Genomic DNA, 12,788 nt, shown 5'->3' with positions numbered 1-12,788 from the left:
GCGGGCGCCTGAGACAATCGCTCCCATGTCCGCCACGACCGAGCACACGCCCGTGCCGGAGACCGCCCAGCCGGCCGTGCCCGAGGGGGTGGCGCGTCCGCGCGTCCTCTCCGGGATCCAGCCGACCTCGGACTCCTTCCACCTCGGCAACTACGTGGGTGCGGTCCGTCAGTGGGTGGACCTGCAGCGTGACCACCAGCCCTTCTTCTTCATCGCCGACATGCACGCGCTCACGGTCGAGTGGGACCCGAAGCTCCTGCGCGAGCGGACCCTGCGGGGCGCGGCCCAGCTGATCGCCGCCGGCGTCGACCCTGCGAAGTCGGCGATCTTCGTGCAGAGCCACGTGCCCGCGCACGCCCAGCTGGCCTGGGTCCTCAACGGCCTGACCGGCTTCGGCGAGGCCCGCCGGATGACCCAGTTCAAGGACAAGTCGGCCAAGGGCGGCGAGGGAGCCGCGAGCGTCGGCCTCTTCGCCTACCCGGTGCTGATGGCGGCCGACATCCTGCTCTACCGCCCGCACTACGTACCGGTCGGCGAGGACCAGCGCCAGCACCTCGAGCTGACCCGCGACCTCGCGCAGCGGTTCAACAGCCGGTTCAAGAAGACCTTCCGGCTGCCGGAGCCCTACATCCTCAAGGCGACGGCCAAGCTCTACGACCTCCAGGACCCGACCCGGAAGATGTCGAAGTCGAGCTCCGCGCCCAGCGGCATCATCGAGATGCTCGACGACCCGAAGGTCACGGCGAAGAAGATCCGCTCCGCGGTGACCGACTCCGGCACGGAGATCCGGTTCGACCAGGAGGAGAAGCCGGGTGTGAGCAACCTGCTCACGATCTACTCCGCGCTCACCGGTGAGCCGATCTCGGCCCTCGAGGCGCAGTACGCCGGCAAGATGTACGGCGACCTCAAGAAGGACCTCGCCGACGTGGTGGTCGACTTCGTCACCCCGTTCCGCGACCGGACCCTCGAGCTGCTCGACGACCAGGACCACCTCATGCAGGTGCTGGCGAAGGGCGCCGAGACCGCCGGCGCGGTCGCGGAGGCCACGCTGCGCGACGTCTACCAGCGGGTGGGCTTCGTCGCCCCGGCCGCGCTGCGGGCAACGGAGTCCTGATGCCGGTGATCGGCGTCGCCGTCGCCGTACCCGAGCCGTGGGCCACCGAGCTCTACGACTACCGGCTCTCCATCGGCGACCCCACCGCTGAGGGCGTCCCCAGCCACATCACGCTGATTCCGCCGATGGAGGTCGAGGGCGACCTCTCAGCGATCGAGGCGCACCTGGCCGAGGCGGCGACGAAGGTCGCCCCGTTCACGGTGCACCTGCGCGGCACGGCGACCTTCCGGCCGGTCTCGCCCGTGGTGTTCGTCGGCCTGGTCGAGGGGATCTCGCAGTGCGAGCAGCTCGCCGACGCCGTCCGCCGCGGACCGCTCGCCGTCGAGCTCGACTACCCCTACCACCCGCACGTCACGGTCGCGCACCACCTCGACGACCCGACGCTGGACCGCGCCTTCGACGAGCTCGCGGGATTCGACTGCCGCTTCGGGGTAACGGACTTCCATCTCTACGTCCACCACGAGGAGGAGGGCTGGAGGGCGACGCGCACCTTCGCCCTGTCCGAGCCCGTCTGAGCTGCCATGAGTGCTGTCGACCGTGTGAAGGCCCGGATCGCACGGTTGCGCGCCCGGTCCCCGCTGGCCGACCACGCCTTCCGCACCCAGGAGCACTTCTCGGAGGTCAAGGGCAACCAGCAGGCCGCCGGCGTCACCTACTTCGGCTTCCTCTCGGTCTTCCCGGTCCTGGCGCTCGCCTTCTTCGCCGTCGGGTACGTCGCCAAGGTCTTCCCCGACGCCCAGGACGCCCTGATCAAGGCGATCGGCGAGGTCCTGCCGGGGCTGGTGGGCGACGGCGCCAACCAGGTCCCGCTGGAGGACATCCAGGGCGCCGCCGGTGCCGTCGGCCTGATCGGCCTCGTCGGTGTCCTCTACGCCGGCCTGGGGTGGCTGTCCTCGCTGCAGACGGCGCTGATCGTCGTCTTCGGCATGCCGGACCGCCTGCAGCCCAACTTCATCGCCGGCAAGCTGCGTGACCTGGCCTCGCTGGTCGTGCTCGGCGTCGTACTGATGGTGAGCGTGAGCGCCTCGAGCGTGCTCACTCGGATGTCGCGCCAGGTGCTCGACTGGATCGGCCTCGGCGCCGGCCTCGGGTGGCTGGTCACGATCCTGGCGCTGGCCTTCGGCCTCGCCGCGTCGGCGCTGCTGTTCTTCCTGATGTTCCGGATCCTCGCGAAGCCGCCGACCCCCTCTCGGGCCCTGTGGTCGGGCGCCTGGCTCGGCGCGATCGGCTTCGAGATCCTCAAGCAGCTCTCCGGCCTCCTCCTGGTCAGCACGAAGGGCCAGCCCGCCTTCCAGGCGTTCGGCATCGCGCTGATCCTGCTGGTCTGGATCAACTACTTCTCCCGCGTCATCCTGTACGCCGCCGCTTGGGCCCAGACCGCCCCCGTCGCGCGTGCGGAGGCCGCGGCGGACGCGGTCGTCCCCGTGTCGGTGGCGCAGGTGACCCTCGTCGACCCCGCGGGCGTCGCGGCATCCGCCGGACGTGGCCCGTGGGCCCTCCCGCTGGCCGTGGGCGCCGCGGTCGGCACCCTGGTCGGCGCCCTGATCGGCCGTCGTGGTGGAGGCTCTGGGAGGATGGGACGGTGAAGTTCGAGCGCAAGCACGCCCTGCTGCTCCTCGCCGTCGCGGCCTGGAACGTCATCACCTTCGGCAATTTCGCCAAGAACCTCTACAACGCCTACGACGCCGGCGAGGACCGTGCCGCCGGCTACTGGATCGCGCACACCGTGCTGATCGTCGTGAACTTCGCGATCGCCGCCGTGCTCGGCTCGCTGGGGTGGAAGGCGCTGAAGGCGTCGAAGGTCGACGCCTCCGCCTGACCTCCCCGCTGGTCGAGGAGGTCGCCGGTGGTTTAGGAGGTCGCGCAGCGACCCGGTGGTCGAGGAGGTCGCGCAGCGACCCGGTGGTCGAGGAGGTCGCGCAGCGACCCGGTGGTCGAGGAGGTCGCGCAGCGACCCGGTGGTCGAGGAGGTCGCGCAGCGACCCGGTGGTCGAGGAGGTCGCGCAGCGACCCGGTGGTCGAGGAGGTCGCGCAGCGACCCGGTGGTCGAGGAGGTCGCGCAGCGACCCGGTGGTCGAGGAGGTCGCGCAGCGACCCGGTGGTCGAGGAGGTCGCGCATCGACCCGGTGGTCGAGGAGGTCGCGCAGCGACCGTCACGAGACCTCTTGCTCCGATGCACCCGCTGTGCCCTGCGGTTGGGTGGGTGGTCGGGTTCTCAAGCGCAGCGACGAGGGCGGTGGGTGCGGGGCTGGGTTCCGGTGGTCGGGTGCGGTCCGGCAGCTCCGCGAGTCACTTCTTGCGCCACTTGTCCTCCACAAGGCCCGGTGGGAGCGCCGTTGTGCACAGGCAGGTCCCGCGCCAGCCGGTTGTGTCGGCCCCCCGTGATCCAATACACGTATGGCCACTCGAGACCGACACCACCAGCTCGCGGACATGTCCGCCGACGCCGTGCTGTCGTTCGTCGAGGACCAGCACGCAGCACGCCAGAGCGCGGAGCGGGCGATCCTCGAAGCCGCCTACCAGTGGGCGGTCCTCCACTCACCCGACGCGCTGCCGCCTGGCGACAAGCGTGGTCGCGAGCGCGCGAAGCCCGCGGGTGCGGCCGGTACGCCGCGGATCACCGAGCACGCCGCCGCGACCTTCGGCGCCCGGATCCAGACCAGCCCGTACGGCGCGAAGAAGCTGATCGCCGACGCGGTCGACCTCGTGCACCGGCTCCCGAAGCTCTGGGCCGGTGTGAAAGCCGGCCAGGTGCGCTCCACCCACGCCCGGCATGTCGCCGACGCCACCCGCGAACTGTCGGCGGACGAGGCCGCCTGGGTCGACGCCGAGGTGGTCGAGATCGCCGACGGCCGCCTCGCCTGGACCCGCTTCGAAGCCATCGTGGAGGGCAAGGTCGCCGCAGCGTCCCCCGAGCTCGCCCGAGCCAAGGAAGAGGCCGCCGCGAAGGACAACTACGTCCGGGTCTCGCGGATCAACAAGCACGGCAAGGCCACCCTGACGTTCCACACCGACGCGGCCCTCATCCTCGGCTCCAACGCCGGCGTCACAGCCGTGGCCAAGGCACTTGAGGACCAGATGCCCGACGCCACCAAGAACGAACGCCGCGTCGCCGCCCTTGCCCTCCTGACCAATCCTCAGGCCCACGTCGACCTCACGGTGGGTCCGGTGAAGCCGAAGGTCGAGATCGTCCTGCACTGCACCCCCGACTCACCGATCGCGCGAATGGAGGGCCACGGCCCCGTCACCATTGCCTACGTCCGCCACCTGGTCGCCCACTTCGCCTCCCAGGTGAAGGTGCAACCCGTGATCGACCTCAACCAGGGAGCCGCGGTCGACGCCTACGAGATCCCGGCCAAGCTCCGCGAGGCCGTGCACCTGATCCACCCCGGCGACACGTTCCCGTTTGCGGCGAACCTGTCCCGGAAGGTCGATCTGGACCACCAGGTCCCCTACGCCGAGGGCGGCAAGACCTCCACCGACAACCTCGGCCCAATGACCCGCACCCACCACCGGATCAAGACCCACGCCGGCTGGCAAGTACGACAACCCTTCCCCGGGATCGTCATCTGGCGAGACCCACACGGGGCCCACTACCTGGTCGACCAGACCGGAACACGCAAGGTCACCGCCGCCACGGCTGACCAGACACCCACACGCCTTGAGGCATCGCTGATGAGGATCGCCCTCGACTGGGCTGCATGAGCCTTCGAAGGTTGCCGTGGAATGCTCGGGTTCGACGGAAGAGCATGTCGAGTCCTCTCATCTGATCTGGACCACCTTCTCGGGGCTTGGCAGTTAGAGTTGCGGGCCTGGATCGCGACCGCAGTCGGAGCGTCCCTGCTGAGCGGAGATCGCACCGTGCCGAAAGCTGAGCTGATGCCAATGTCCAAGCTTGATCGGGCGCCGCATGCAATCACAGGGGTGCTGTTGGGATTCGCGGCGGGTGTGCTCGTCTTGGGCGCCTACTTCGTTCAGGCGAGTTGGGGCACAGGCGGGTTGTTCTGGGACGTGTTCGTCATCCCGGCCTTGGCGATTCTGTTCGCAGGCGCTCTTGTCGCTGCTGCCGCCTCCAGTGAGTGGCGAAGGTGGTGGGTCGGCGTTGCCGGGGGTGTTGCGCTCATGGTCCCGCTCTGTATCGCTGGATTCGTTGTTCTGTACGTGGCGATTGGATTCGAATGAGAACGGCCGCAGAGACCCTGAGGCCGGCGCCGGCCAATCCGCAACCAAGTAGGTCAAGCCGTTGAGCGCGTCCTACGCTCTTGCCGTGGTGGTGACGAAGGACTCGCTTGCGCTGAGTGTGGCCGTACGGCGCTGGTCCACGACACTCACGTCAGCGTGCAGTTCGAGAATGCGCCCCACGAGGTCTGGAAGGACTTCTGCTCGTGGGACCACGTCGCCGCGTGGGTGGGTCGCGGTGAGCCTGACTGGGATGCCGAAGCAGTCGAACCACGGCCACGGACGTGGTGGGGCAAGGCTGGATGCTTCGCTGTGCTCGTCCTGCTCGCAGTCGTCTTCGTGACGGGGCTGGTCTCGCTCGTCCGCTTCGCGGTGTGACCAGCTGAGCACCCGACCTCAGGCCGACGTGAGCCCCTGCGCCCTACGGTCGACCCATGCACGGTGCGCGACGACTCGGCCCCATCTCCACTGCGGCAACAGCCCTGGTCCTCCTCCTGACCACCGCCTGCGGCACCGAGAGTTCGAGCCGGGATGACGGACCGGCGCCCCTGCCCGACGACACTTACCGCCGGGTCCTGGCCCAGGGCGTCGACCCCGACCTCGTGCACACCATCGAGCTCGCCGGGTTCGAGCTGGCGGAGCAGTCGGCGGGGGTGTTCGGCGACGCGGACTACGGGGCGACGTACGTGCCCGTGGAGGCGCCGTACACGACCGAGGTCCACCTCACCGTCCGAGCCGGCACGTACGACGCCGGCCGGTGCGCGACCGAGCCGCTGCCGGGACCGACGGGTGGGTCCCCGGCGCCCGTGGAGTCGTGCGAGCCCGATGCCGGCGGCTGGTACCGCACCGGCGGTGGCTGGCAGGAGTACGTCGTCCTCGACGCCGGCCACGTCCTCGCCCTCAGCGGCCCGACGGAGCGGGTGGACCGGGACGACCTGGTCGCGGCGGCGCTCGGCGCGCGCCACCAGGACGGCGGGGACATCACGCCCGCCACGCCGTCGTCGCCGGTCACGCGCGGCGACCTGCCGACGACCGGCGACGGCGCGCCGGTCGACCCCTACGGCACCAGCGCGCCCGGAGGCTGAGCCGTCAGGAGGCCCCGAGCAGGAAGTACGTCGTCATCGGGCCCTTGCCCTTGACCTCGATCGTCTGCGGCTCGCTGAAGGCGTAGCGGCTCTCGAGGAGCGCGTGCGTCGCCGCGGAGACCTGGATGCGGTGCGGGCGACCGTGCGACTCCATCCGGCTGGCGGTGTTCACCGTGTCGCCCCACAGGTCGTAGGTGAACTTGCGGCGGCCGATCACGCCCGCGACGACCGGACCGGAGGCGATGCCGATCCGCATCGCGATCGGGCTCGGCCACTCGGGGGAGAGGCGGGTGAGCGTGCGCTGCATGTCGAGGGCGAGCTCGGCGAGGGAGGCGGCGTGGTCGGCGTCGGGCAGGGGGAGTCCGGCGACCGCCATGTAGGCGTCGCCGACGGTCTTGATCTTCTCGATCCCGCGTCGCTCGCACAGCTCGTCGAACTCGCGGAACATGGTGTCGAGCAGCTGGACGAGCGCCTCGGGTGTCAGTGACTCCGAGACCGGCGTGAAGCCGACGATGTCGGAGAAGAGCACGCTGACCTCGGGCGCGGAGTCGGCGATCGCGCCCGGCTCGGAGCGCAGGCGCTGGGCGATCGTCGCCGGCAGCACGTTGTGCAGCAGCTCGTCGGAGCGGGCCTGCTCCATCTCGACCTCCTGCTGGCGCAGGTAGTCGGTACGCCGCAGCTTCTCCAAGGAGTAGCCGATCAGCACCGCGATCGACGCGAGGCCCAGGGTGGGGGCCACGTTCCGGGCCAGTGTGTCGACACCGCCCAGCGCGCCCGGCAGGCTCAGGCACACCGCGATGTAGACCGCCGTCATCGCCATCACGGCGTGCATGCGCAGGCGGAGCAGCCCGACGGCGCCGAGCAGGGTGACCGTGCAGGAGGTGCGGAGGTACTCGATGGGGAAGTCCGCGACCTGGCCCATCGCCGTCCCGAGGAGGAGCAGCGTCGCGGTCAGCAGGAGCGCCGAGGCGAGCTGGAGCTGCCGGGCGACCCAGATCGCGCGACCGGTGACCACGAGGGCGCCGAGGAAGAGCAGGACGACGGCGAGCCGGACCAGGGCCACCTCCGGCACCAGCCGGTCGAGCACGAGCACGTCCACGACGCCGTACACGGTCGTGAAGAGGATGCCGATGCCGAGGGCGAAGCGACCCTCGTTGAGGCCGCGGACGTCGTCGTACCCGGCGAACTCGCGCTCGGCCTCGTGGTCGTCGAACTCGAGCATCCAGCGGGCCATGTGCAGCTGTCCGTGCTGCTCCTGCAGCCAACTGCTGATCGTCTTGAGCCCCACGCGCTGATCGTGGCAGAACAGACCCGGAAATGGCGCCGACCCGGCTCGATTCGATCGAGCCGGGCCGGACGGGGACTGCGAGCGGTCAGTGACCGTTCTTCAGCGCGGTGCGCAGGTCCTTGTTGAGCTGCGAGATCACGTCGAGCGGGATCTCCTTGGGGCACGCGGCCGCGCACTCACCGATGTTGGTGCAGCCGCCGAAGCCCTCGTGGTCGTGCTGGCCGACCATGTCGACGACGCGCGACCAGCGCTCGGGCTGGCCCTGCGGCAGCTCACCGAGGTGGGTGATCTTGGCACCCATGAACAGCGAGGCCGAGCCGTTGGGGCACGCCGCGACGCACGCGCCGCAGCCGATGCAGGTCGCGACGTTGAACGCCCGCATCGCCTTGTCGCGCGGCGCCGGCACCGAGTTGGCCTCGGGGGCCGAGCCGGTGTTGGCGGAGATGTAGCCGCCGGCCTGGATGATCCGGTCGAAGGCGGAGCGGTCCACGACCAGGTCCTTGAGGACCGGGAAGGGCTCGGCACGCCACGGCTCGATGGTGATGGTGTCGCCGTCGTTGAACGAGCGCATGTGCAGCTGGCAGGTCGTGGTGACCTCCGGGCCGTGCGCCTCGCCGTTGATCATCAGCGAGCACATGCCGCAGATGCCCTCGCGACAGTCGGAGTCGAACGCGACCGGCTCCTCGCCGCTGGTGACGAGCTGCTCGTTGAGCAGGTCGAGCATCTCCAGGAAGGACATGTCCTTCGAGACGCCGTCGAGCTCGTACGTGTGGATCGCACCCGTGGCGGTGGGGTTCTCCTGCCGCCAGATCTTCAGAGTGAGCTTCACTTGTAGGACCTCTGCTTCATCTCGATGGCCGTGTAGATCAGGTCTTCCTTGTGCAGGACCGGCTGGCCGCCGTCGTTCGAGTCGCCGCCCCACTCCCAGGCCGCGACGTACGCGAACTCGTCGTCGTGGCGCAGCGCCTCGCCGTCCTCGGTCTGCGACTCGGCCCGGAAGTGGCCGCCGCAGGACTCGCGCCGGTTGAGCGCGTCGATGCACATGAGCTCGCCCAGCTCGAGGAAGTCGGCGACGCGGCCGGCCTTCTCGAGGTCCTGGTTGATGTTGTCGGCCGAGCCGAGCACCTTGACGTTGGTCCAGAAGTCGGCGCGCAGGTCGCGGATCTTCTGGATGGCCAGCTTGAGGCCCTCCTCGGTGCGCTCCATGCCGCAGTACTCCCACATGATGGAGCCGAGCTCCTTGTGGTAGCTCTCGACCGAGCGGGTGCCGTTGATCGACAGGAACTTCTCGACCCGCTCCTTGACGGACTGCAGCGCCTCGACCACGGCCGGGTTGCTCTCGTCGACCTTCTCGAAGGGGCCGTCGGCGAGGTACTCGCGGATGGTGTTCGGGAGGACGAAGTAGCCGTCGGCCAGGCCCTGCATCAGCGCCGAGGCGCCGAGGCGGTTGGCGCCGTGGTCGGAGAAGTTGGCCTCACCGGTGACGAACAGGCCCTCGATGTTGGACTGCAGCTCGTAGTCGACCCACAGGCCGCCCATGACGTAGTGCACGGCGGGGTAGATGCGCATCGGCACCTCGTACGGGTTCTCGCCCGTGATCCGCTCGTACATGTCGAGGAGGTTGTCGTACTTCTCCTCGACGCCGTGCTTGCCGAGGCGCTCGATGGCGTCCTTGAAGTCGAGGTAGACGCCGCGGCGGACCTTCTTGGTCGTGCCGTCGGGCTGCAGCTCCTCGATCTCGGGTCCGACGCCGCGGCCCTCGTCGCACATGTACTTCGCCGCGCGCGAGGCGATGTCGCGGGGGACCAGGTTGCCGAAGGACGGGTAGATCCGCTCGAGGAAGTAGTCGCGGTCGGCCTCGGGGATCTGGCGCGGGTCCTTCTCGCAGTCCGCGACGTTCTTCGGGACCCAGATCCGGCCGTCGTTGCGCAGCGACTCCGACATCAGGGTCAGCTTCGACTGGTGGCCCCCGGAGACCGGGATGCAGGTGGGGTGGATCTGCGTGTAGCAGGGGTTGGCCATGTAGGCGCCCTTGCGGTGTGCACGCCACGCGGCGGTGACATTGGAGCCCATCGCGTTGGTCGAGAGGTAGAAGACGTTGCCGTAGCCGCCCGAGGCGAGGACGACGACGTCGGCGAGGTGGGTCTCGATGTCACCGGTGACCATGTCGCGCGCGACGATGCCGCGGGCCTTGCCGTCGACGACGATCAGCTCGAGCATCTCGTGGCGGGTGAACGCCTCGACGGTGCCGGCCGCGACCTGGCGCTCCATGGCCTGGTAGGCGCCGAGCAGCAGCTGCTGGCCCGTCTGGCCGCGGGCGTAGAAGGTGCGCGACACCTGGACACCGCCGAAGGAGCGGTTGTCGAGCAGGCCGCCGTACTCACGGGCGAACGGGACGCCCTGCGCGACGCACTGGTCGATGATGTTCGCCGACTCCTCGGCGAGGCGGTAGACATTCGACTCCCGGGCGCGGTAGTCGCCGCCCTTGACCGTGTCGTAGAAGAGGCGGTACGTCGAGTCGCCGTCCTCCTTGTAGTTCTTGGCCGCGTTGATGCCACCCTGGGCGGCGATCGAGTGCGCGCGGCGCGGGGAGTCCTGGTAGCAGAACGACTTCACGTTGTAGCCGGCCTCGCCGAGCGTGGCGGCGGCGGCGCCACCGGCCAGGCCGGTGCCGACGATGATGATGTCGAGCTTGCGGCGGTTGGCCGGGTTGACCAGGCGGTTCTCGAACTTGCGCGTCGTCCAGCGCTCTTCGATCGGGCCGGTGGGGGCCTTGGCGTCGACCAGCTTGTCGCCGAGCTCGTAGAAGCCGGCGGCGTCGTCGGACTTCTGCACCGACGGCTCGTTGGTCGGGGTCAGACCAGGGAGGTAGTGGGTTCCTGCAGCCATGTTCGTTGGCTCCTTACTTCTCGATGATGCCGACGAGCACGGACAGCGGGACCAGCGAGAATCCGCCGGCGACGACGATCGCCACGACCCAGCCGGCGGCGCGCGCGCGGGCGCGGGACGTGGCGGAGTTGGTGAGGCCGAGCGTCTGCAGCGAGCTGAACGTCCCGTGGTGCAGGTGCAGCGCGAGGGCGACCATCGCGACCAGGTAGATGATCGTCATCCACCACAGGTCGAAGGTGTCGACGACCAGTGCGTAGGGGTTGTCGCTGCCGGTGTCGCCGTTGCTCGGGTTGATCTTGACGATCGTGAAGTTGAGCAGGTGCCAGACGATGAACAGCAGCAGGGTCAGGCCGCCCCAGCGCATCGTGCGCGAGGAGATCGAGGACCCGCGGTTCTTCTTCGCGACGTACTTCACCGGCCGGGCCTTGGCCGCGCGCTGCCAGAGCGCGATGGCGGAGCCCACGTGGACGACGAGGGCGGCGAGCAGCCCGACCCGCATGATCCAGAGGAAGCCCTCGTAGGGGAGCATCGGCGTCCCGAGCTCGCGCAGGTGGTGCGCGTACTCGTTGAAGGACTCCTCGCCGGAGAAGGCCTTGAGGTTGCCGTACATGTGCCCCAGCACGAAGCCGATGAACAGCAGGCCGCTCACGGCCATCAGGATTTTGAGGGCGATGGTCGTGCGGGCTGCACGGGAGCCCTTGACCAGTTCAGGTCGCGTCGTCGTTGCCACGGGGGGCCACGCTACTCCCGCTACCGGCCGGTAGGTGACGCGGATCATGTGAGATATGCACGTAAGGCAAGCCTTACTCGTATCGACGGAGGGTTCAGAGCACGGCGCCGGGGTTGAGGATGCCGTCCGGGTCGAGGGCGTGCTTGATCCGCCGGTTCAGCGCCATCAGGTCGGGCCCGAGCTGGTCGGGGAGCGAGGCCTTCTTGGCCCGGCCCACGCCGTGCTCGCCGGTGATCGTGCCGCCGAGCCCGATGGCGAGGGACATCACCCCGTCGAACGCCCGTCGGGCGCCGGCGACCGAGGCCGGGTCGCTGGCGTCGTACACGACGAGGGGGTGGGTGTTGCCGTCGCCGGCGTGGGCCACGAGGGCGATCTCGACACCGCAGTCCTCGGCGATCCGCGCGATCCCGTCGACCAGGTCGGGCAGCTGGGGGATCGGGACGCCGACGTCCTCGAAGAGCACGCTGCCGCGCTGCTCCACGGCGAGGAAGGCGTTGCGGCGCGCGGCCACGAAGAGGGCGGCCTCCTCCTGGTCGGTGGTGGTGAAGACCTCCGCGGCCCCGGCGGCCTCGCAGCACGCGCGGATCACCTCGACCTCGCCGGCGCAGGCCTGGCCCGGCGCGTCGGACTGGGCGATGAGGAGCGCTCCGGCCGACCGGTCGAGCCCGTGGGAGCGCCAGTCCTCGACGGCGTTGATGGTGACGCCGTCCATCAGCTCGAGCATCGAGCAGCGGATCCGGCCGCGGATCGCGACCACGGCCCGCGACGCGTCGGTCATCGACGGGAAGCTCGCCACCAGGGTCGCGCCCGCGAGCTGGGCGGGGATCAGCCGCAGCACCGCCCGGGTGATCACGCCGAGCGTGCCCTCGCTCCCGACGAAGAGCTTCATCAGCGAGAGGCCGGCGACGTCCTTGATCTGCTTGCCGCCCATCCGGACCAGGGTGCCGTCGGCGAGCACGACGTCCATGCCCAGGACGTAGTCGGTGGTGACGCCGTACTTCACGCAGCACAGGCCGCCAGCGTTGGTGGCGAGGTTGCCGCCGATCGAACAGATCTCGTACGACGACGGGTCGGGTGGGTACCACAGGCCGTGCTCCGCGGCGGCGTGCTTGACCTCGGCGTTGAGGGCGCCCGGCTCGACGACGGCGACCTGGCTCGCGGGGTCGACCGTGATCGACCGCATCCGGTCGAGCGAGATCGTGATGCCGCCGTCCACGGCGGACGAGCCGCCGGACAGCCCGGTCCCGGCGCCGCGCGGGACGACGGGGATGCGGTGCCGGGCCGCCCACCGCACCGCCTCCTGCACCTGCGCGGCGTCCTCGGCGCGGACCACGGCGAGCGGCGACCCCGCCGACCCGTCGCGGGCGAAGTCCTCGCGGTACTTCTCCATCTCGGCGGCACCGGTCACCACCACGCCGGCAGGCAGGGTGTCGACCAGCTCGCGCACGGCAGCCACGACGGCGTTGTCGGCCTCCATGGACGCAGTCTGCCAGTGCGCCCGGA

General features: G+C 69.8%; 13 protein-coding genes. 8 read left to right on the top strand and 5 right to left on the bottom strand.

Going from position 1 to position 12,788, the window contains the following annotated elements:
• Window positions 1-25: 25 nt before the first annotated feature.
• From trpS to BJ993_RS04095, 8 genes are all read left to right on the top strand, one after another.
• Window positions 26-1,114, top strand: coding sequence for a tryptophan--tRNA ligase (gene trpS / locus BJ993_RS04130; RefSeq protein ID WP_179647836.1), 1,089 nt, complete (start codon window positions 26-28; stop codon window positions 1,112-1,114).
• Window positions 1,114-1,629, top strand: coding sequence for a 2'-5' RNA ligase family protein (locus tag BJ993_RS04125; protein ID WP_179647835.1), 516 nt, complete (start codon window positions 1,114-1,116; stop codon window positions 1,627-1,629). Before trpS ends, BJ993_RS04125 begins: the two co-directional genes overlap by 1 nt.
• Before the next feature lie 6 nt (window positions 1,630-1,635).
• Window positions 1,636-2,700, top strand: a complete 1,065-nt coding sequence (locus BJ993_RS04120) for a YihY/virulence factor BrkB family protein (RefSeq protein ID WP_218864597.1) — start codon at window positions 1,636-1,638, stop codon at window positions 2,698-2,700.
• Window positions 2,697-2,933 carry an SCO4848 family membrane protein gene (locus tag BJ993_RS04115; protein ID WP_179647834.1) on the top strand — a complete coding sequence of 79 codons (237 nt, stop codon included), beginning with the start codon at window positions 2,697-2,699 and terminating at the stop codon, window positions 2,931-2,933. Before BJ993_RS04120 ends, BJ993_RS04115 begins: the two co-directional genes overlap by 4 nt.
• 578 nt (window positions 2,934-3,511) lie before the next feature.
• Complete coding sequence (locus BJ993_RS04110; protein WP_179647833.1) at window positions 3,512-4,819, top strand: HNH endonuclease signature motif containing protein; 1,308 nt, start codon at window positions 3,512-3,514, stop codon at window positions 4,817-4,819.
• A 21-nt stretch (window positions 4,820-4,840) separates the two neighbouring features.
• Window positions 4,841-5,296, top strand: coding sequence for a hypothetical protein (locus tag BJ993_RS04105; protein WP_179647832.1), 456 nt, complete (start codon window positions 4,841-4,843; stop codon window positions 5,294-5,296).
• A gap of 156 nt (window positions 5,297-5,452) precedes the next feature.
• On the top strand, window positions 5,453-5,671 hold the full coding sequence (locus tag BJ993_RS04100; protein ID WP_179647831.1) for a hypothetical protein: 219 nt from the start codon (window positions 5,453-5,455) through the stop codon (window positions 5,669-5,671).
• A gap of 56 nt (window positions 5,672-5,727) precedes the next feature.
• Window positions 5,728-6,378: a hypothetical protein gene (locus tag BJ993_RS04095; protein ID WP_179647830.1), complete on the top strand. Its 651-nt coding sequence runs from the start codon at window positions 5,728-5,730 to the stop codon at window positions 6,376-6,378.
• A gap of 4 nt (window positions 6,379-6,382) precedes the next feature.
• Here the strand turns inward: BJ993_RS04095 and BJ993_RS26480 are convergent, their stop codons facing one another.
• The 5 genes from BJ993_RS26480 to BJ993_RS04070 all read right to left on the bottom strand — a co-directional run bounded on the left by BJ993_RS26480 (window position 6,383) and on the right by BJ993_RS04070 (window position 12,762).
• A complete protein-coding gene (locus BJ993_RS26480) occupies window positions 6,383-7,666 on the bottom strand; it encodes an adenylate/guanylate cyclase domain-containing protein (RefSeq protein WP_179647829.1) in 1,284 nt (427 codons plus the stop codon).
• Window positions 7,667-7,751: 85 nt separating this feature from the next.
• A complete protein-coding gene (locus BJ993_RS04085; protein WP_036541823.1) occupies window positions 7,752-8,495 on the bottom strand; it encodes a succinate dehydrogenase/fumarate reductase iron-sulfur subunit in 744 nt (247 codons plus the stop codon).
• Window positions 8,492-10,555: a fumarate reductase/succinate dehydrogenase flavoprotein subunit gene (locus tag BJ993_RS04080; protein WP_036541821.1), complete on the bottom strand. Its 2,064-nt coding sequence runs from the start codon at window positions 10,553-10,555 to the stop codon at window positions 8,492-8,494. Before BJ993_RS04080 ends, BJ993_RS04085 begins: the two co-directional genes overlap by 4 nt.
• Window positions 10,556-10,568: 13 nt before the next feature.
• Window positions 10,569-11,285 (bottom strand): succinate dehydrogenase cytochrome b subunit, encoded by a 717-nt coding sequence (locus tag BJ993_RS04075; protein ID WP_036541819.1) that lies wholly within the window; start codon window positions 11,283-11,285, stop codon window positions 10,569-10,571.
• A gap of 94 nt (window positions 11,286-11,379) precedes the next feature.
• Window positions 11,380-12,762 (bottom strand): FAD-binding oxidoreductase, encoded by a 1,383-nt coding sequence (locus BJ993_RS04070; protein WP_179647827.1) that lies wholly within the window; start codon window positions 12,760-12,762, stop codon window positions 11,380-11,382.
• Window positions 12,763-12,788 lie beyond the last annotated feature (26 nt).

The sequence above is a fragment of the Nocardioides aromaticivorans genome, assembly GCF_013408525.1.
Taxonomy (GTDB): Bacteria; Actinomycetota; Actinomycetes; order Propionibacteriales; family Nocardioidaceae; genus Nocardioides; species Nocardioides aromaticivorans.
This window is presented reverse-complemented; position numbering and strand designations above follow the sequence as displayed.

Coding starts and splice junctions, on each gene's coding strand:
- trpS (WP_179647836.1), top strand. CDS start 26: ATGTCCGCCACGACCGAGCACACGCCCGTGCCGGAGACCGCCCAGCCG.
- BJ993_RS04125 (WP_179647835.1), top strand. CDS start 1,114: ATGCCGGTGATCGGCGTCGCCGTCGCCGTACCCGAGCCGTGGGCCACC.
- BJ993_RS04120 (WP_218864597.1), top strand. CDS start 1,636: ATGAGTGCTGTCGACCGTGTGAAGGCCCGGATCGCACGGTTGCGCGCC.
- BJ993_RS04110 (WP_179647833.1), top strand. CDS start 3,512: ATGGCCACTCGAGACCGACACCACCAGCTCGCGGACATGTCCGCCGAC.
- BJ993_RS04105 (WP_179647832.1), top strand. CDS start 4,841: ATGCTCGGGTTCGACGGAAGAGCATGTCGAGTCCTCTCATCTGATCTG.
- BJ993_RS04095 (WP_179647830.1), top strand. CDS start 5,728: ATGCACGGTGCGCGACGACTCGGCCCCATCTCCACTGCGGCAACAGCC.
- BJ993_RS04080 (WP_036541821.1), bottom strand. CDS start 10,555: ATGGCTGCAGGAACCCACTACCTCCCTGGTCTGACCCCGACCAACGAG.
- BJ993_RS04070 (WP_179647827.1), bottom strand. CDS start 12,762: ATGGAGGCCGACAACGCCGTCGTGGCTGCCGTGCGCGAGCTGGTCGAC.